This is a genomic window from Ottowia sp. SB7-C50 (assembly GCF_033110285.1).
Lineage (GTDB): Bacteria > Pseudomonadota > Gammaproteobacteria > Burkholderiales > Burkholderiaceae_C > Ottowia.
On record NZ_CP136995.1, the window covers coordinates 2,037,521 to 2,056,395 of the forward strand.

Here is an 18,875-nt window from a genome sequence, read left to right on the forward strand (position 1 = left end):
CGCAATCCACTCACCCCGCGTACAGCCAAGGCACGTCCAGAATCCGCTCGCCCAGCAGGCGGATGGACGCATCGCGCCCCAGGCGCACCAGCCCGGTCGAATGGAAGATGCGGCCGTTGCGGATCGAGCGCGCCTGCACGCGTGCGCAGCGCTGCCAGCGCGCCAGCGCGTAGCGCTTGAGGCGCGTGGGCACGTCCACGGCGTCCATGGCCAGCGCGCGGGCCAGTTCGGCCGCGTCTTCGATGGCCATGCCGGCGCCCTGGGCCAGGTACGGGCGCATGGGGTGGGCGGCGTCGCCCGCCAGCGCCACCAGGCCGCGCGCCATCTGGTCGGCGCCTTCGACCGGCGGCCGGTCGGCCAGCGCCCACAGGCGCCAGGCGTGGTCGTTCACGGTGGCGTCGGGCACGGCAGCGATCAGTTCGCGCAGCGGCGCGCAGATGTCGCCGTGCGCCTGCATGGCGCGCTGCAGGTCGATGGCGTTGGCGCCGTGGTCCCAGCCCTGCGCGTCGGCCGGCGGGTCGCCATGGACGATGGCGACCACGTTCATCCACTCGCCCCGCCGCACGGGGTACTGCACCACGTGCAGGCGCGGGCCGAGCCAGGCGGTGACCTGCGTGGTGCGCAGCGCGGCGGGCAGCGCCGACTGGCGCAGCATGGTCCGGTAGGCCAGGTGGCCGGTCACGCGCGGCGGGCCGTCGTTCAGCAACTGCTGGCGCACACGGCTCCACACGCCGTCCGCGCCCAGCAGCGCGTCGCCTTCGATCTGCTGCCCCGCCACGGTGCTGAGCGTGACAGCCTTGCCGTCGTCGGCGTAGCTGGCCAGCCAATGGTCCAGGTTGAGGTGCACGTTGGGCTGGCTGCCCGCGGCCATGCACAGCACGCGGTGCAGATCGGCGCGGTGCACCGTGGCGTAAGGCGCGCCATAGCGTTGCTGCGCGGTGGCGCCCAGCGCCAGCGCGCCCAGGTCGGCGCCGCTGGTGGCATTGCGCACCTGCAGCCGATCAGGAAACGCGGCCACGGCGCGCAACTCGTCGCCCAGGCCCCAGGCCTGCAGGATGCGCATGACATTGGGGCCCAGCTGCACGCCCGCGCCCACCTCGCTGAATTCGGCCGCGCGCTCGTACAGGCGTACTTCCCACCCCGCGCGCGCCACCGCCAGTGCCGCCGCCAGTCCGCCAATGCCGCCACCGGCAATCAGAAGCTGTTGTGTCGTCATGCGCCGATTGTGCCGCCGCCCGCACCGCGTCTGGCTGACGCAGCGCAAGCGTGTGCGCTGCCTTGAAGTTAAAGACAAAAAAGCGCCGCCAGCGCTTGTCTGGCCGGCGTGGACAGCTATCAAATTTTTATCAAGACAGCTGCCGCGCCAGCAGTTGCCAGGCGATGCCGAACATCAGCGCCGCCACCGCCAGATCCAGCACGCGCCACGCCGCCGGCCGCGCGAACAACGGCGTCAACAGCCGCGCGCCGTAGCCCAGTGCCGCAAACCACAGCGCACTGGCCGCGCCCGCCCCGGCCAGAAACACCGGCCGCAGCGCCGCAGGCTGTCCCGCGCCCACGGCGCCCACCAGCACCACGGTGTCCATGTAGACGTGCGGGTTGAGCAGGCTGATGGCCAGCACCTGCCGCACCACCTGCGCGCGCGACGCGCCCTGCCCCGCACCCGACGCGATCAACCGCCCCGGCACCAGCGCGCGCCGCAAGGCCTGCAGGCCATAGAACGCCAGCGCCGCTGCGCCGGCCCAGGCGATCACGGTCAACGCGCGCGGCGACGACTGCACCAGTGCGCCCAAGCCGAACACGCCACCGGCCATCAGCGCCACATCCAAGCCCGCGCACACCGCCACCACCGCCCCGACATGCTCGCGCCGCAGCCCCTGGCGCAGCACGAAGGCGTTTTGCGCGCCAATGGCGACGATGAGGGAGAGGCTGAGGGTGAAGCCGGTGAGGAAGGGACTGCCGATCGTGAACATCCGAGAGCAAGTTTCAGTGTGCAGATCGGAACAGACCCGCATTTCCGATGGGCGATCACGATGGGTTTGGCGGAATTACCGCGAGTTTCTGGCCTACGCGGGCTACAGGAACGCATCAAGCCACTCTAGAAATTCCTGCCTCCGAGTATCGACAAAGAACACCAAGACCCACACCGGGTAAGTCGCAAAACCCAACCACTGCAGGATGTCGCACAGTCGCAGCGCACCAATGAGATCTCGGGTTTGCGGTATCTTGCGCAATTCCCGAGATGATTTTCCCCATATGTATTCACGCTTGACCGCTTGCACCGTAGCCAAGTGACCGGCGATCCATTCCGACACCAGCATCGAATCCTGATGCTTGATCGCAATAAGTGTCGCCACCAGGCTTTCTCTCACGAGTTGTTTAACCGCCGACGCCAGAACCAATACGACTGCGCCGAGAAGGACAATGACCGGAACGACCATCGTTACCTGCTTGGGCAACATAAGCACCTTACTTCGTTACCGATCCTTCGGCATCACCCCAGCAACTGCCTCAACACATACGGCAAGATCCCCCCCGTTCCGGAAGTAATCCACCTCGATCGGCGTATCGATGCGCAGCGTCAGCGTGGTTTCGTGCTTCGACCCATCGGCGCGGGTGATGACCATGCGGGCGTCGCTCATGGGTGCCAGGTCGTCGGCGGGGGTGATGTCGATCTGCTCGTCGCCCTTCAGGCCCAGCGATTCCCACGATTGGCCGTTCTTGAACTGGAGCGGCAGGACGCCCATGCCGACCAGGTTGCTGCGGTGGATGCGCTCGAAGCTCTTGGCGACCACGGCCTTGATGCCCAGCAGTTGCGTGCCCTTGGCGGCCCAGTCGCGGCTGGAGCCGGTGCCGTATTCCTCGCCGGCAAACACCACCGTGGGCACGCCCGCCGCGCAGTACTTCATGGCGGCGTCGTAGATGAACTGCTTGGTGCCCTGCAACTCGCCCGGCTGTTGGTAGATCGTCAGGCCGCCCTCTTCGCGGCTGCCGTCGGCCAGGGGGGGCAGCATCAGGTTCTTGATGCGCACGTTGGCGAAGGTGCCGCGCATCATCACCTCGTGGTTGCCGCGGCGCGCGCCGTAGCTGTTGAAGTCGGGCCTCTGCACGCCGTTGGCCAGCAGCCACTGGCCGGCGGGCGAGGTGTCCTTGATGCTGCCAGCGGGTGAGATGTGATCGGTGGTGATGCTGTCGCCAAACAGCGCCATGATGCGCGCGTTGCGCACCGTTTCAGCACCAGATGAGCCTTCAGCGCCCGCCCCACCTGCGCCAGAAGCTACGTTATCGATAGCAAAATCGGCAAAGAATGGCGGCTCGGCGATGTAGGTGGACGTCGGCCAGTCGTACACGTCGCCGGTCAGGCCGTTGATGTTTTCCCACAGCTCGCCCGGCTCGGTCTTGACCTTGGCGTAGTTGTCGCGGAAGGCCTTGCCCTTCATGGCGTACTTCAGCAGGCGATGGATTTCGTCGCTGCTGGGCCAGATGTCGCCCAGGTACACGTCCTTGCCGCCGGTGCCCTGCCCCACGGGTTGCGTCATCAGGTCGGTCAGCACGCTGCCGGCGATGGCGTAGGCCACCACCAGCGGCGGGCTGGCGAGAAAGTTGGCCTTCAGGTTGGGGTGGATGCGCGCCTCGAAGTTGCGGTTGCCGGACAGCACGGCCGCGCAGACCAGGTCGTGGCGCGTGATGGCGTCGTTGATTTCGGGCGCCAGGTCGCCCGCGTTGCCGATGCAGGTGGTGCAACCGTAGCCGGCCACGGCAAAGCCCAGCTTTTCGAGGTACGGCAGCAGGCCGGTTTCGGTCAGGTATTCGGTGACGATGCGCGAGCCGGGGGCCAGCGAGGTCTTGATGTGCGGCTGCACCTTCAGGCCCGCCTCGACCGCCTTCTTGGCCAACAGGCCCGCGGCCAGCAGCACACTGGGGTTGCTGGTGTTGGTGCAGCTGGTGATGGCGGCGATCAGCACATCGCCATTGCCCAGCGTGTACTGGTAGGGCGACGCGCGCTCGATCACGTCGGCCTCGGCCAGCGCCGATTCGAGCGTGGGCTTGTTGGCCACCATCTCGACCAGTTCGCGCGACGCGCCGGGGGGGCGTGGGCTTTGTGACCGGCGGGCGGTCGTCCACGTCGGGCCAGTCGCCCTGCGCGACTTCGACGCGGGTGTGCAGCACCTCGGCCGGCCGGTTGAAGCCGTTGTCGGCCATCGGCTGGCTGAACAGCAACTCAAACTGCGCGGCCACGCGGCCCAGCTCAATGCGGTCTTGTGGGCGCTTGGGGCCGGCCAGGCTGGGGGTGACGTCGCCGAGGTCGAGCGTGACGACCTGCGAGTAGTCGATCTCGCCCCGCTTGGACACGCCAAACAGCCCCTGCGCGCGGAAGTACGCTTCGAACGCCTCGATTTCGGCCTTGGTGCGGCCGGTGCCTTCAAAGTATTCAAGCGTGCGCTCGTCCACCGGAAAAAAGCCCATGGTGGCGCCGTATTCGGGCGCCATGTTGCCGATGGTGGCGCGGTCCGGCAGGCTGAGCGTGCGCGTACCTTCGCCAAAGAATTCGACGAACTTGCCCACCACCTTGTGGCGGCGCAGGATTTCGGTGACGGTGAGCACCAGGTCGGTCGCCGTGCATCCTTCGCGCAGGCGGCCCGTCAGCTCAAAGCCCACCACGTCGGGCGTCAAGAAGTACACCGGCTGTCCCAGCATGGCGGCTTCGGCCTCGATGCCGCCCACGCCCCAGCCGACCACGCCGATGCCGTTGATCATGGTGGTGTGGCTGTCGGTGCCCACCAGGGTGTCCGGGTAGTACACCCCGCCTTCGCCCTTGTGCACGCCGCGCGCCAGGTATTCAAGGTTGACCTGGTGCACGATGCCGAAGCCGGGCGGCACCACGCCGAAGGTGTCGAAGGCCTGCATGCCCCACTTCATGAACTCGTAGCGCTCGCGGTTGCGCAGGAATTCAAGCTTCATGTTCAGGTCGAGCGCGTTCTTGCGACCGTAGTAGTCGATCATCACCGAGTGGTCGACGACGAGGTCGACCGGCACCAGCGGCTCGATCTTCTTGGGGTCACGGCCCAGGCGCTGCGCGGTGGACCGCATGGCCGCCAGGTCAGCCAGCAGCGGCACGCCGGTAAAGTCCTGCAGCACCACACGGGCGACAGTGAACGGGATCTCGTCGGTGCGTGCGGCGTTGGGCTGCCAGTTGGCCAGTTGGGCCACGTGGTCGGCCGTCACCTTGCGGCCGTCGCAGTGGCGCAGCACGCTTTCCAGCACGATGCGCAGCGACACCGGCAGGCGGCTGACGTTGGGAAACTGCTTGGCCAGCGCCGGCAGCGAATAGAACTGACCGGTCTTGCCGGATGCCGTCTTGAACGACTTGCGGGTAGAGGCGAAAGCGTGGGTCTTGGGGGTGGCCATGGCGTAACTCCTTGGTATAGGGCGATCCGTGCGAGCCGGGTTGCCAATCATTGTGTCAGGCGCGCGCTGCACTTTGCACGGGCATGGGTTTACACCCGTGTTTTAGCATCAAAACAGGCCGCCAGCGCTTATCTGTAGTGCGCAGTCAGCTATCAAAAAATGACTGGCGCAAGCCACTGGCACGCAAAAAAGCCCCGGCAGGCGGGCGCCTGCGCGGGGCTTGGCTTACCGGCGGGCCGGTCAGGCGAGCTTTTCGTCCGCCTTCTGGTCCTTGCGGTACACCTCGTACACCAGCACGGGCACGCCCAGGTCGCCCAGGTGCTGCTGGATCAGCGGCTTGACGTCGGCCCAGTCCAGCGCGCCCACGCCCGTGGCCAGGCGCGGCAGCGCCACGCTCTTGATGCCGTCCTTGCGCACCAGCGCGGCCAGCTCGCGCAGGGCGCGGTTCACGTCTTCCAGCTTGGCCTTGACCGGGCGCGCCGACTTGGCCTGGCTTTGCATGCCCTGGGTCAGCAGGTTGACGATGCCGCGCACACTGCCGTCTTCGTTGACGCCGCCCCAGGCCCAGACTTCGCCCGTATCAGGCTGGCGGGCGTGCATGGCGTGGCGGTAGTCCTTGACCATGGACGGAAAGCGTTCGCGCAGTGCCAGCGCCAGACCGGAATCAAACGGGTCGTGCGTGGCAATGCCGTGGGCGATGACCTGAGCGTCGCTCAACAGAATGTCGCCTTCGACTTCACGGATCATGGATTCTCCTTGGTGGGGTTGATAAACATCGCTTCATGGACACCATAGCCCATGCCCGCACCGCGCGTCTTGACACGAGTCAAGACATGTCGCTTGGCCCCGCCATCCAAAAACCCCGGAACGCCGACAATAGCGGCATGACGCTGAAATCCCCCGAATTGCTGCTGCCCGCGGGCAGCCTGGACAAGATGCGCGCGGCCTACGACTTCGGTGCCGACGCGGTCTACGCCGGCCAGCCGCGCTATAGCCTGCGTGCGCGCAACAACGAATTCCGCCTGGAACAGATCGCCACCGGCATTGCCGAGGCGCACGCGCGCGGCAAGAAATTCTTCGTCACCAGCAACCTGATCGCCCACAACGACAAGCTGCGCACCTACCTGCGCGATCTGGAGCCCGTGGTCGCGCTGAAGCCCGACGCGCTCATCATGGCCGATGCCGGCCTCATCATGCTGGTGCGCGAGAAGTGGCCGCACATCCCCATCCACCTGAGCGTGCAGGCCAACACCACCAACTGGGCGGCGGTGAAGTTCTGGCAGAACATGGGCGTGGCGCGCATCATCCTCTCGCGCGAACTCAGCCTGGCCGAAGTCGAGCAGATCCGCCAGGAATGCCCCGACATGGAGCTGGAAGTGTTTGTGCACGGCGCGCTGTGCATTGCCTACAGCGGGCGCTGCCTGCTGTCAGGCTACTTCAACCGGCGCGACCCCAACCAGGGCACCTGCACCAACGCCTGCCGCTGGAACTACAAGACGATGGACGCCGACGTCGACCCCAACACGGGTGAGGCTTTGGCGCGCGGTGATCGGCTGGCAGGCTTCAGCTTCAGCGGCGAGCAGGAACAAGCGGAACAGTCCACCTGCGGCAACGGCCAGCGCCACCCCGCCGCCGACAAGGTGTACCTGATCGAGGAAGAAGGCCGCCCCGGCCAGCTCATGCCGATCATGGAAGATGAGCACGGCACCTACATCATGAACAGCAAGGACTTGCGCGCGGTGGAGCAGGTCGAGAAGCTGACCAGGATCGGCGTCGATTCGCTCAAGGTTGAAGGCCGCACCAAGAGCCTGTACTACGTGGCCCGCACCGCGCAAACCTACCGCCGCGCCATCGACGACGCGGTGGCCGGCCGCCCGTTCAACCCGCAGCTGATCAGCGAGCTGGAAGGCTTGGCCAACCGGGGCTACACCAGCGGCTTTCTGGAGCGGCGCCCCGCCAACGATTACCAGAACTATGAAACCGGCCACTCGGTCGCCACGCGCAGCCAGTTCGTGGGCGAAGTCAAGGGCGTGGCCGACGGCTGGGCCGAGGTCGAAACCAAGAACCGCTTTGCCGTGGGCGACTGGATCGAGATCATCACGCCGCAAGGCAACCGCACCGTGCAGTTGCAGGTCATGAAGAACGCCGAAGGCCAGTCGATCGACGTGGCCGCCGGCAACCCGCTGCGGGTGTGGATCCCGGTCGAGGGCCCCGCCGAACGCGGCTTGATTGCCCGCCTGGCCGACGCGCCGCTGGCATCCCAGGTTTGACCTCACCCCGTCTGCACGCCCATGGCGCTGGCCTGCCTGCACTGCGGCGCCGAGAACCGCGATGCCTGCGCATGCGCCAGCAGCAGGACGCGCTGCGGCAGTAGCGAAAGCTGACGGCGCCACGCATCGAAGCGTCTGCGCGGCAGAAAAATCGTCAGCTGCAGCGCTCGAGCAACCGGTCCATCGCGGCGCTATTGCGTGCGCCACACTGACCACGGGCTTGTGTGCATCACCACACCGCGCAGAACCCTATCCGCCCACGATGGGCTGAAACAGCAGCACGGTGTCGCCGTCGGCCAGCACGCGGCCCGCACGCGCTGCGCGGGCGACGAATTCACCGTTGACCGCCGTGCCGACGCCCTGCGGCGCGTGGCCCAGCTGATCGACCAGGTCGGCCAGCGTGGTGCCGGCCGGCAGCGATCGCGGCGCACCGTCGAGGCGGATCGAGATGTCGGCCGGCATCGATGGCTCAGGCATGGGGGATGGCTCGCACGTGTTCATGCGTCGGTGGCCGCCAGCGCACCTGCATTCGCCACGCCATAGAAGGGTGACGCCAAACCCAGCCACGACACTTGCCGCGCGGCCTGCTCCAGCAGCGCCGGCGCCAGCAGCCAGCCGTGGCGGAACAGGCCGTTGATGCGCAGCAGGCGGCCGCTGTGTTCGATGCGCGGGTTGTTGTCGGGCAGCGCGGGGCGCAGGTTGACGTCCATCTTCACGATGCGCGCCTCGGCCAGCGCGGGCACCACGCTGTGCGCGGCGGCCATCAGTTCGACAGCGCTGCGCAGGCTGACGGGGGATCGGTCTTCGCTCTCGATCTCGCTGGCGCCCACCAGCACGTCGTGCGCACTGCGCGGCACGATGTACACGCGATGGCGCGGGTGCAGCAGGCGCACCGGGCGCGTGAGGCCGTGACCCGCGCAGTCAAGCCAGATCACTTCGCCGCGCACGCCGCGCACCGACAGCTCAGGCTTGGCACCGATGCCGCGCACGTCTATCACCGCGTCAAAGGCCAGCACGCGGCCATCGGCCAGCCGAAGTGTGCCGCCGCCTTCGCCCGCTTCAACGGCCAATACGCGTTGACCCCAATGCCAGTCTGCGCCGTCTGCTCCTGAATAAAGAGCATTCATCATCGCCACCGTGTCGACGAAGCCTTCGCCCGGTAGCAGCCAGGCGTGGGCGGGCCCCTGTATTGATGGTTCCATCTCACGCAAGGCCTGCGCATGCAACGTCTGCACACCTTCGGCCGGGCTGGCGGCGCGCCACTCCGGCGTGGCCGCCGCCGCCTGCATACGCGCCAGCACGCGCTGCGCGGCCCCCAGGTCGGGCCGGTGCGCCACCAGCAGGCTGCCGCCGACCGTCACCGTGGGCGAGCCCGGCAAGGCCGCCGCGATCTTCGGCCACAGCGCTAGCGAACGCCACCCCAGCGCTGCCACGGCGGGCTCGGCGTTGTCCAGCTCTGACAGCGGACTGAGCATGCCCGCCGCCGTAAACCCCGCCGCCGTGGGCACGTAGGGTTCGGGCGCCTGGCTGCGCACGACAGCCCGCTCATCGACTGCGGGGTCGAACACCGACACGCGGTGGCCGGCCTGCGACAGGCGCCACGCCAGCAGTCGGCCGAGCAGGCCGGCGCCCGCAATGCCGATGCGCAGTCGATCAGCCATGGATGACTTCAATTTTCATAGCGTTCGACGCTGGTCCAGCCAGCGCCTGCACCACAAATGACCTCAGGCTCTGTGAATCGGCACATAGAACTCGCCGCCCTTGGCCGCGAACTCCTGCGACTTTTCGTCCATGCCGGCCTTCAGCGCCTCGGCCTCGCTCACGCCCTTGGCCGCCGCGTAGTCGCGTACCTCCTGCGTGATCTTCATGGAGCAGAACTTGGGGCCGCACATGCTGCAGAAGTGGGCGGTCTTGCTGCTGTCCTTGGGCAGCGTTTCGTCGTGGAAGTCGCGCGCCGTGTCGGGGTCCAGCCCCAGGTTGAACTGGTCTTCCCAGCGGAATTCAAAGCGCGCCTTGCTGATCGCGTCGTCGCGCGCGCGGGCGCTGGGGTGGCCCTTGGCGACGTCGGCGGCGTGCGCCGCAATTTTGTAGGCGATGATGCCCTGCTTCACGTCGTCGCGGTCGGGCAGGCCCAGGTGCTCCTTGGGCGTCACATAACAAAGCATCGCCGTGCCCATCCAGCCGATCATGGCGGCGCCGATGGCGCTGGCGATGTGGTCGTAGCCGGGCGCGATGTCGATCGTGAGCGGGCCCAGCGTGTAGAACGGCGCCTCGCCGCAGTGCTTGAGCTGCTCCGTCATATTCTCCTGGATCATGTGCATGGGCACATGGCCGGGGCCTTCGATCATGGTCTGCACGTCGTGCTTCCAGGCGATCTGGGTCAATTCGCCCAAGGTGTGCAGTTCGGCGAATTGCGCCTCGTCGTTGGCGTCGCTGGCGCAGCCGGGGCGCAGGCCATCGCCCAGGCTGAAGCTCACGTCGTACGCCTTCATGATCTCGCAGATTTCCTCGAAGTGCGTGTACAGGAAGCTTTCCTTGTGATGCGCGATGCACCACTTGGCCATGATCGAGCCACCCCGGCTGACGATGCCCGTCACGCGGTCGGCCGTGAGGTGGATGAAGGGCAGGCGCACGCCCGCGTGGATGGTGAAGTAGTCGACGCCCTGCTCGGCCTGCTCGATCAGCGTGTCGCGGAAGATTTGCCAGGTCAGGTCTTCGGCTATGCCGCCCACCTTCTCCAGCGCCTGGTAGATCGGCACGGTGCCGATGGGCACGGGCGAATTGCGGATGATCCAGTCGCGCGTGGTGTGGATGTTCTTGCCGGTGCTGAGGTCCATCACCGTGTCGGCGCCCCAGCGGATCGACCACACCAGCTTTTCCACCTCTTCCTCGATGCTGCTGGTGACGGCACTGTTGCCAATGTTGGCGTTGATCTTCACGCGGAAGTTGCGGCCGATGATCATCGGCTCGATTTCCGGGTGGTTGATGTTGGCCGGGATGATGGCGCGGCCACGCGCCACTTCGTCACGCACGAATTCGGGGGGTGATGACATCGGGCATCACGGCCCCCATCGGGTTGCCCTTGCGGCGCGCCTCGCGCCTGGCATCGCCCAGGTGCTCGCGCGTCCACTCCAGCCGGCCGTTTTCGCGCAGCGCGATGTATTCCATCTCGGGCGTGATGATCCCCTTGCGCGCGTAGTGCATCTGCGTGACGTTGGCGCCGCTCTTCGCGCGGCGCGGCTGGCGCTGCAGCGCGGCGGCTTCGCGGCGCAGTTGCTCGATGCGCTCCGCGTCGCGCGCCTCGTGCTTGCCACCATCGTCCAGGATGTGGGCGAGGCGGCCTTCATACAATTCGGTGTCGCCGCGCTCGCCAATCCAGCTGGCGCGCAGCGGCTCAAGCCCCTTGCGCACGTCAATGATGACGGAGGGGTCAGTGTACGGGCCGGAGGTGTCATAGAACGACACCTCGCGCCCGTTGGTCAGCTTGACGTCGCGCACCGGCACGCGGATGTCGGCGCGGCTGCCGGCGATGGCGCCCTTGGTCGAGGCAGGCAGCGGCTCGCGCGTCAGGGCAAGCAACTGGGCGATCTTGTCGGGGGCGTTCATGGGCGGTCTCCTGGGTAGTGCCTGTGATCTGAGTTGATCAATGGACTCCGGGGGCCGCCTGCGTCATCAACGCACCGAAGACAACGATGCATGACGCGGGACGACTGCTCTTGCTTACGCCGGTACTAACCGGATCAAGTCGACGGGTTCGGCTGCGGTTCAGCCATCTCAGCTCGCTTGGCGCGCGCACCCCGGAGTGCCTGTTCATAATAGCGCGAAAAGGAGATCGACATGGCACCCTTCCGACTTGCCCTGACCTGCGCCGCTACGGCCCTGCTGTCGGCCTGCGTTACCAATGGCAGCACGCCCTACCCCTATGGTGGCGCTTATGGCACGCCCGGCGCGGCCCAGCGTGATGCGACCCAGGCCCTGCGCGGCAACCCACAGGCGCGCACCATCTACCGCGAAGGCCCCGTCACCGACCGCGAAGGCGATCTGTCGCCCGAGGAATCGGCCCGCCAGGAGGCCATCACCTACTGCTCCAGCGTTTCGATGTCCGCGCGCATGCTCGACGTGCGCAAGGAGCGCTTGCCCAGCCGCGGCGGCATCTTCGGCCGCGGCGCCCCGGCCACCGACTACGAGCGCGTGGCACTCACTTTCGCCTGCGAACGCGGCCAGCCCTGACGGCATCGCACGAAATTTTTCAGCCGCTGCAATGAGCGCAAATTTCGGGCTATAATTCGAGGCTATTCCCCGATAGCTCAGTCGGTAGAGCGCCGGACTGTTAATCCGTAGGTCCCTGGTTCGAGCCCAGGTCGGGGAGCCAAATAAGGCAAGGAAAGCCCGCTGCATTTTTGTAGCGGGCTTTTTTCTTTTTGCTGATCGCCGTGGCCATATGGTTGCCATTTTTCGCTGAGTAGCGCTGCACCCGCTGGACATGGCAACGCAGCTTTGAGCACGCCGGTCGGCGCCGGCGAACCCGCGTCAATCAAAGTACTGGGTCAGCTGCAGCGGATTTTCTTGCGGTTCAGGGCCACCATCAGTCCACCGATGGCCACACCAGTTGCTGTCGATCTCAGTGGCGTCCAGGCTCCCGCCTGCCTCTTCATCTCGCTTGCCGCCGCTTGACGGATGCTGGTGTACTGGCTGCGCTGGTTGCCATGGTGAATCACCGATTCAGGTTTGCGCGTGAAGGCGCCCACAAGGCGCCGTCGCTACTTGATCAGCGCTTCCTTGGCGACCTTCATCATGCGGCAATGTCAGCCCACCACCTCGCGCGCCGTGATCTGGTACTTGAAGTCGTCGGGCGCATAGCTGTCCAGCCGGCCGTCGGCGTTTTCGGCCACGGGGTACATGAAGAAGGGCATCGGCTCGCCGGGGCTGCCGGGCAGCCGCACGTCGTGCGCGGTGTTGTAGCCCATCCAGTTGCCTTCCCAGCCGCCGAACAGGCCGCGGTTGACGGGGGCGACCAGCGGGTGGTCGCTGCGCTTGATCCAGTCGGGCGTTTCCTGCCGCATCACCTTGGCCACGTCGGCCGGGTCCATCGCCGTCCAGCCGCGCGCCTGCAGATAAACCTCGGCGCGGCAATGCTGCGCGCCCTTCAGGCTGGCCGGGTTGCCGCCCAGTTCGCGGTAGCCGAAGGCCGAGGGCGCCAGGCGAATGCCGTACACGTCGCGCGCGGGCAGGCCGGCGGCGCGACACAGGCCGACGAACAGCGCGTTCAGGTCGGCGCACTTGCCGCCCAGGTTGCCGGTTTCCAGCATGGTCTTGATGTCGCCTTCGCCGCAGCCGCGCACCTTGGGCTCGCGGTAGGCGTTGGCCACCACCCAGTCGTAGATGGCGCGCGCCTTGGCTTCGTCGCCGCGGGCGCCGCGCGTGGCCTGCAGGGCCGTTTCGCGCACGATGCCGTCGGTGGGCAGCCAGCGGGTGGCCTGCGTGGCGTGGCGCAGCGTGTCGCGGTCTTCGGCCACGCGCGCGCCGGGCGCGGCGGCGGCGCGGCTTTGGGTGCGCACACGGCTGGTCACCTCGGCAAACGGCTGCGGCTGGCCGGCGGCGAAGTCAACCGCCAGCATGCGCACGCCCTGGGCACCGTCGTGCGCCAGCCGCGCCTGGCCATTGCTGACAAAGCTGTCGCCCAGGCCCTGCTGCCACGGCGTTTCGACCGAAGGCAGCGGAATCCACAGCCGCGCGGGGCCGTTGCCGGCGATCAGGTCGACGCGGGTGGTGACGTCGAAGGTGCGCCAGTCGCCGGCCTGCGGCTGGAACTGGCGTGCGGGGATGGACGATGCGGCGGATTGCGCCAAGGCGGCGCCGGGAATGACGGCGGCCAACGCAAGGCCTGCCGAGCGCCCCATGAAGGCGCGGCGAACGGGGTTCATACAGAGAGCTCCGGATGTGGGTCGAAACACCTGTCGGCGCACACGAGGGACGGACGTGCCGGCCCAATGCCCCGAAGGCAGGTGGCCCGCGCCAGATCGGCGCAGGGCGCTGCGATTATCGCAGCGCGGCGATCCAGCGCTGGGCGTCGCCGCCGGTCCAGTCGACGGCGCCGGTCACGCGTTCGCGCGGGCGCCCACGGGTGTCGATCAGCAGCGTGCTGGGGTAGACCTTGACGCCCCAGGCCTTGGCCATGGCGCCGTCCGGGTCCAGCAGCACCGGCATCGACAAGCCGGCCGACTGCATATAGCGCGCCACGCGCGGCGCCGGCTCGCGCACGTTGACGGCCAGCACCACCAGCTGCGGGTCGGCCAGGTCGTGCAGGGTCTGCAGCGTGGGCATTTCTTCCTTGCACGGCGCGCACCAGGTGGCCCAGAAGTTGAGCACCACCGCCTTGCCCTGCAGCGCGGCGGCGTTCCAGCGCCGGCCCTGCACGTCGACCGCGTCGAGCACTGGCGCGCGCCCGGCCGGCCACGACACCGGCTCGCGCTGGAACTGCGCCCGCACGGCCTGCGGCCACAGCAGACCCAGCGGCGCGGCACCCAGGGCCGTAAGGCATGTGCGCCTGTCGATGGCGCGACGGGCCCGACGCGTCATGCCACCGCCCCCCCGCAAGCCCAGCGTCGACTGCAGCGCACGTGCGTCCAGCGTGGGCACCGGCTGTGGCCACGCGCGATCCAGCAGTTGCACCATGGTTGCGTTGCGCGGCGCCTGCAGGCCGTGCTGGCGCGCCAGGCGCACCACCTCGCCGCACAGCGCATCGACTTCGGTACGCCGGCCCAACGCGACATCGTCGGCCATGCTGCTGCGCGCCTTGTCGTCGATCTGCAGGCTGCGCGCGGCGATGCGGCGAAACAGCGGGGTGGGCAGGCGCAGCAGGGCAGGCATCCAGCGCGGCGGCACGCCCGCCAATTGCGCGGGCGCGATGCCGGCGGCGCGCAGCGCGGCCAGCGCCTCGTCCATCAGCGCGGCATGGCAACGCCGGTAGCCTCGGCTCAACAACTGCGCCCGCAGCGGCAGACCCGACAGGGCATTCACCGGGTTGTTCAGGTTGAGCAGCAGCTTGCCCCACTGCACCGGCGCCAGGTCGGCGTGCAGTTGTAACGGCAAGCCGGCGCGCGCGAATGCGGGCAGCCACGGGCGCAGGGCCGGATCGTCCTGCGCTGCCAGCGCGCCCGACGTGCCTCGGTGCAGGTGCGCAGGCGCCAGTTCGGCCACGTTGAACGGCACCATGCCCGGCAACACGCGCAGGCCGGGCGCGGCCTGCTGCGCCTGCCGCGCGTTGGCCACGCCGTTCTGCAGCGACAGCACCGGCGCGCCCGGCGGCAGCACGCGCGCCAGGGATGCGGCCGCCTCGGCCGTGGCGCCGCTCTTCACGGTGAGCAGCACCAGCGCGGGCGCGGGCGCGTCGATGGGCGGTGCCTGCAGCAGCGTCAACGGGTCCGCAGGCACGTGGTGGCGCTCGCCGTCCAGGTCGGTGAGCGTCAGCCCTGACTGCGCAATGGGCTGCAGCATGCGCGGGCGACCGATCAGCGTCACCGGCACACCCGCCGCCGCCAGCTGCCCGCCGACAAAGCCGCCGACGGCGCCGGCGCCCATCACCCAGACGGGGCCGGGCGCGGCGTCAGGCACGGGATCGACTGCAGCGGTCAAAGCAAGATGCGACGCCAGCGGTCAATGGAAGCACGGGGCGCGCGAGCGCGTCAGGCCCGCTCGGCCACCCACGCCTGCACGCTTTGCAGCGCCTTGGGCAGGCCCGACGCATCGGTGCCGCCGGCCATCGCCATGTCGGGCTTGCCGCCGCCCTTGCCGCCCACCTGCTGGGCGACGAAGTTGACCAGCTCGCCGGCCTTGACTTTCCCAACCGCGTCCTTCGTGACGCCCGCGGCCAGCTGCACCTTGTCGCCCTCGACGGCGGCCAGCACGATGGCGGCGGTTTTCAGCTTGTCCTTGAGCTTGTCCATGGTCTCGCGCAGCGTCTTGGCGTCGGCGCCCTCCAGCCGCGCGGCCAGCACTTTGAGGCCGTTCACATCGACCGCTTGGTTGACCAGTTCGTCACCCTGCGATGAGGCCAGCTTGCCCTTGAGCTGCGCAATCTCTTTCTCCAGCGCTTTGACTTGATCGAGCACCTGGCCCAGGCGCGCCTGCACCTCTGCCGGCGGCGTGCGAAGCGTGGCCGCCACGCTGTGCAGGCTGGATTCCAGGCCCTGCGTGTACTGCAAGGCGTTGGCGCCGGTGATCGCCTCGATGCGGCGCACGCCCGCGGCCACGCCGCCTTCGCTGGTGATCTTGAACTGGCCGATGTCGCCCGTGCGACCCACGTGCGTGCCGCCGCACAGTTCCTTGCTGGAGCCGATGGTGAGCACGCGCACGGTCTCGCCGTACTTCTCGCCAAACAGCATCATGGCGCCGCTTTTCTGCGCGCTGTCCAGGTCCATCACGGAGGCATCCGTGGCGGCGTTCTGCAGGATTTCCTCGTTCACGCGGCGCTCGATCTCGGTGATCTGCGCGGGCGTGACGGGCGCGTTGTGCGCGAAGTCAAAGCGCGTCTTCTCGGCATCCACCAGCGAGCCCTTTTGCTGCACGTGCGCGCCCAGCACCTCGCGCAGCGCCTTGTGCATCAGGTGCGTGACGCTGTGGTTGCGCATGGTGGCGGCGCGCGTGGCCTGGTCGACGCGCGCGTCCACCGTGTCGCCCACCTTCAGCGTGCCTTGCGTCAGCACGCCGTGATGGCCGTACACGTCGGCCTTGATCTTCTGCGTGTCTTCCACGCCGAACACCACGCCTTCGGCCAGCAACTGACCCTGGTCGCCGACCTGACCGCCGCTTTCGGCATAGAACGGCGTGGTGTCGAGCACGACGACGCCGCTTTCACCTTGCTTCAGGCCGCTGGCGCTAGTTCCATCAACGTAGATCGCTACCACTTTGCTAGCATGCGCCAGTTCGTCGTAGCCCGTGAAGACGTTGGCCGCGCCGCCGTAGTCCAGCGCCTTGTCCATCTTGAACTTGCCCGCCGCGCGACCCGCAGCCTTCTGCGCCGCCATGGCTTCGTCGAAGCCCGCCACATCCACCGTCACGCCGCGCTCGCGGCACACGTCCTGCGTCAGATCGAGCGGGAAGCCGTAGGTGTCGTGCAGCTTGAAGGCAACGTGGCCAGGCAGTTCCTTGCGACCGGCGATCAGTGCGTCGTCCAGGATTTCCATGCCGTTGGCCAGCGTTTCGTAAAAGCGCTCTTCCTCGGCTTTCAACACCTCCTCGACCCGCTTCGCCTCGGCCTGCAAACGCGGATAGGCCGCGCCCATCAGTTCAACCAGCGGCGCCACCAGCTTATGGAAAAAGGGCTTCTTCTGCCCCAGCTTGTAGCCATGGCGAATCGCGCGGCGGATGATGCGGCGCTGCACGTAGCCGCGCCCTTCGTTCGACGGAATCACACCATCGCTGACCAGGAAAGACGTGGCGCGGATGTGATCGGCGATGACTTTCAGCGAAGGATTGGAAAGGTCGGTGCAGCCGGTCGCCTTGCCCGCTTCGGCAATCAGCCGCTCGAACAGATCGATCTCGTAGTTGCTGTGCACGTGCTGCAGGATGGCGGCCAGACGCTCCAGGCCCATGCCGGTGTCGACGCAGGGCGCGGGCAGCTTGGTGACGCTGCCGTCTTCGTGCATCTCGAACTGCATGAACACGTGGTTCCAGATCTCGATGAAGCGGTCGCCGTCTTCCTCGGGCGATCCAGGCGGACCGCCGGGGATGTGCGGGCCGTGGTCGTAGAAGATTTCAGAGCACGGGCCGCAGGGGCCGGTGTCTGCCATCATCCAGAAGTTGTCGCTTTTGTAGCGGCCGCCCTTGTTGTCGCCAATGCGGATCACGCGCTCGGGCGGCAGGCCGATGGTTTTGGTCCAGATGTCGTAGGCCTCGTCATCTTCCTGGTACACCGTGGCCAGCAGCCGCTCGGCCGGCAGGCCGTAGACCTTGGTCAGCAGCTCCCAGCCCCATTCGATGCTCTCTTTTTTAAAGTAGTCACCAAACGACCAGTTGCCCAGCATTTCGAAGAAGGTGTGGTGGCGCGCGGTGTAGCCCACGTTTTCAAGGTCGTTGTGCTTGCCGCCCGCGCGCAGGCAGGCCTGCACGCTGGCCGCGCGCACGTAGGGGCGCTTGTCGGTGCCCAGGAACACGTCCTTGAACTGCACCATGCCGCTGTTGGTGAACATCAGCGTGGGGTCGTTGCCGGGCACCAAAGGCGATGAGGGCACGACGGTGTGGCCCTTGCTTTCAAAAAAGTCGAGGAAGGACTTACGGATGTCGGCGACGGACATGGGGGGGTTTGGAGGTTTTCATATCTTTTCGGGTTCTGGCGCTTGTGCATCAAGCGCGATCAGCTCAGTAATTGATAGCGGAGGCCAGTGAATTTGGCGAAGTCGCGGTCGAAGGTCAGCACTTCGGCGTTGTGTTCGATGGCGATGGCGGCGATGTGGGCGTCGTTGGTCAGGTTGCCTGCGGTGCCGCATTCCAGCAGCAGGCGTGCGAGGATATCCATATGGCGCACACCCGGCTGCAACAAGCGCGCATTGGGATGATTTAGCCATCCTTGCACGTCGGCCAGCGCCTCGGCGACGGTCAGCGGATTGGGCATGACACGCGCCATCGTCGACACACGCAGAAAGCCCACCAGCGGCAGCCATGCCAAGCCGATGCCGGTTGGCTCTTGCACCGCTTCGTCCAGCGCGTGGCGGGCGATCGCATGGTCCGGGCTGCGCGGGTTGGCCGCGTGAATCAGCAAATTGGTGTCAGGCAGTTTCATCAAGGTCAAGGCTCGCGCTGCTGCCGCTCGGCCTCCAGCCGCGCCTGCAACTTGAGAAACTCTTCAACATCCATCTCGCCCAGCAACTTGTTGAGTTGACGCAGATCCACTTTCGGCACGCCCATGTCATGGGTACGCTGGATGAACGGCGGAATGTCCACGCGTTCTGGCTCACCCTTGGCATGCAAAGGCACGATCTTCGCCACCGGCTTGTTGTGGCGCATGATGATCACTTCCTCGCCTGCCTCGGCGCGGGCGACGTATTCGCTCAAGCGGGTTTTGGCCTCGAACAGGCCAACGGCAGCGGTGGTCATGGCAGGCCTTTCATGCAAATTGGTTGAATCAACCAGATTTTAGCGGTTTTGCGCGGTTTGTGCGGCGCAGCAGCAGGGGGGCTGACACTTCCATCCGCGCCGTAA

13 protein-coding genes, 1 tRNA gene, 3 pseudogenes and 1 riboswitch are annotated in these 18,875 nt (G+C 67.1%); of the genes and pseudogenes, 3 read left to right on the plus strand and 14 right to left on the minus strand.

What is annotated here, in order from left to right:
- Positions 1–10: 10 nt before the first annotated feature.
- The 5 genes and pseudogenes from R0D99_RS09665 to R0D99_RS09685 all read right to left on the minus strand — a co-directional run bounded on the left by R0D99_RS09665 (position 11) and on the right by R0D99_RS09685 (position 6,153).
- Complete coding sequence (locus tag R0D99_RS09665; RefSeq protein WP_317748045.1) at positions 11–1,216, minus strand: FAD-dependent monooxygenase; 1,206 nt, start codon at positions 1,214–1,216, stop codon at positions 11–13.
- 130 nt (positions 1,217–1,346) lie between these two features.
- Positions 1,347–1,970: a LysE/ArgO family amino acid transporter gene (locus R0D99_RS09670; RefSeq protein WP_317748046.1), complete on the minus strand. Its 624-nt coding sequence runs from the start codon at positions 1,968–1,970 to the stop codon at positions 1,347–1,349.
- A gap of 102 nt (positions 1,971–2,072) precedes the next feature.
- Positions 2,073–2,459 (minus strand): hypothetical protein, encoded by a 387-nt coding sequence (locus R0D99_RS09675; RefSeq protein ID WP_317748047.1) that lies wholly within the window; start codon positions 2,457–2,459, stop codon positions 2,073–2,075.
- Between the two features lie 32 nt (positions 2,460–2,491).
- Positions 2,492–5,406, minus strand: a pseudogene (locus tag R0D99_RS09680) (aconitate hydratase).
- A 240-nt stretch (positions 5,407–5,646) separates the two neighbouring features.
- Positions 5,647–6,153 (minus strand): macro domain-containing protein, encoded by a 507-nt coding sequence (locus R0D99_RS09685; protein ID WP_317748048.1) that lies wholly within the window; start codon positions 6,151–6,153, stop codon positions 5,647–5,649.
- Positions 6,154–6,290: 137 nt separating this feature from the next.
- Here R0D99_RS09685 and yegQ point away from each other — a divergent pair, with 137 nt between their 5' ends.
- Positions 6,291–7,676 (plus strand): tRNA 5-hydroxyuridine modification protein YegQ, encoded by a 1,386-nt coding sequence (gene yegQ / locus R0D99_RS09690; RefSeq protein ID WP_317748049.1) that lies wholly within the window; start codon positions 6,291–6,293, stop codon positions 7,674–7,676.
- Between the two features lie 249 nt (positions 7,677–7,925).
- On the opposite strand, the gene thiS is transcribed toward yegQ, so the two are convergent.
- The 3 genes and pseudogenes from thiS to thiC form a co-directional block, all read right to left on the minus strand.
- Positions 7,926–8,153, minus strand: coding sequence for a sulfur carrier protein ThiS (thiS, locus tag R0D99_RS09695; protein WP_317748050.1), 228 nt, complete (start codon positions 8,151–8,153; stop codon positions 7,926–7,928).
- Between the two features lie 20 nt (positions 8,154–8,173).
- Positions 8,174–9,337 (minus strand): FAD-dependent oxidoreductase, encoded by a 1,164-nt coding sequence (locus R0D99_RS09700; protein ID WP_317748051.1) that lies wholly within the window; start codon positions 9,335–9,337, stop codon positions 8,174–8,176.
- 63 nt (positions 9,338–9,400) lie between these two features.
- Positions 9,401–11,282 (minus strand): annotated as a pseudogene (gene thiC, locus R0D99_RS09705) (phosphomethylpyrimidine synthase ThiC).
- A gap of 94 nt (positions 11,283–11,376) precedes the next feature.
- Positions 11,377–11,487, minus strand: a riboswitch (TPP riboswitch).
- Between the two features lie 26 nt (positions 11,488–11,513).
- On the opposite strand from thiC, the gene R0D99_RS09710 reads away from it, so the two are divergent.
- Together R0D99_RS09710 and R0D99_RS09715 are read left to right on the plus strand one after the other, a co-directional pair.
- Positions 11,514–11,906, plus strand: a complete 393-nt coding sequence (locus R0D99_RS09710; RefSeq protein WP_317748052.1) for a hypothetical protein — start codon at positions 11,514–11,516, stop codon at positions 11,904–11,906.
- 66 nt (positions 11,907–11,972) lie between these two features.
- A tRNA-Asn gene (locus R0D99_RS09715) sits at positions 11,973–12,048 on the plus strand.
- Between the two features lie 433 nt (positions 12,049–12,481).
- Here R0D99_RS09715 and R0D99_RS09720 read toward each other — a convergent pair.
- From R0D99_RS09720 to R0D99_RS09740, 6 genes and pseudogenes are all read right to left on the minus strand, one after another.
- Complete coding sequence (locus R0D99_RS09720; protein WP_317748053.1) at positions 12,482–13,600, minus strand: transglutaminase domain-containing protein; 1,119 nt, start codon at positions 13,598–13,600, stop codon at positions 12,482–12,484.
- 115 nt (positions 13,601–13,715) lie between these two features.
- On the minus strand, positions 13,716–14,255 hold the full coding sequence (locus R0D99_RS17350; protein ID WP_416365997.1) for a TlpA family protein disulfide reductase: 540 nt from the start codon (positions 14,253–14,255) through the stop codon (positions 13,716–13,718).
- Between the two features lie 15 nt (positions 14,256–14,270).
- A pseudogene (locus R0D99_RS17355) lies at positions 14,271–15,257 on the minus strand (2-dehydropantoate 2-reductase); the annotation flags it as partial.
- A 104-nt stretch (positions 15,258–15,361) separates the two neighbouring features.
- Positions 15,362–17,971, minus strand: a complete 2,610-nt coding sequence (gene alaS, locus R0D99_RS09730; protein WP_317748055.1) for an alanine--tRNA ligase — start codon at positions 17,969–17,971, stop codon at positions 15,362–15,364.
- Between the two features lie 59 nt (positions 17,972–18,030).
- Entirely contained in the window at positions 18,031–18,456 is a 426-nt protein-coding gene (locus R0D99_RS09735; RefSeq protein ID WP_317748056.1) for a type II toxin-antitoxin system VapC family toxin, read from the minus strand.
- A gap of 5 nt (positions 18,457–18,461) precedes the next feature.
- Positions 18,462–18,770, minus strand: a complete 309-nt coding sequence (locus R0D99_RS09740; protein WP_317748057.1) for a type II toxin-antitoxin system prevent-host-death family antitoxin — start codon at positions 18,768–18,770, stop codon at positions 18,462–18,464.
- Positions 18,771–18,875 lie beyond the last annotated feature (105 nt).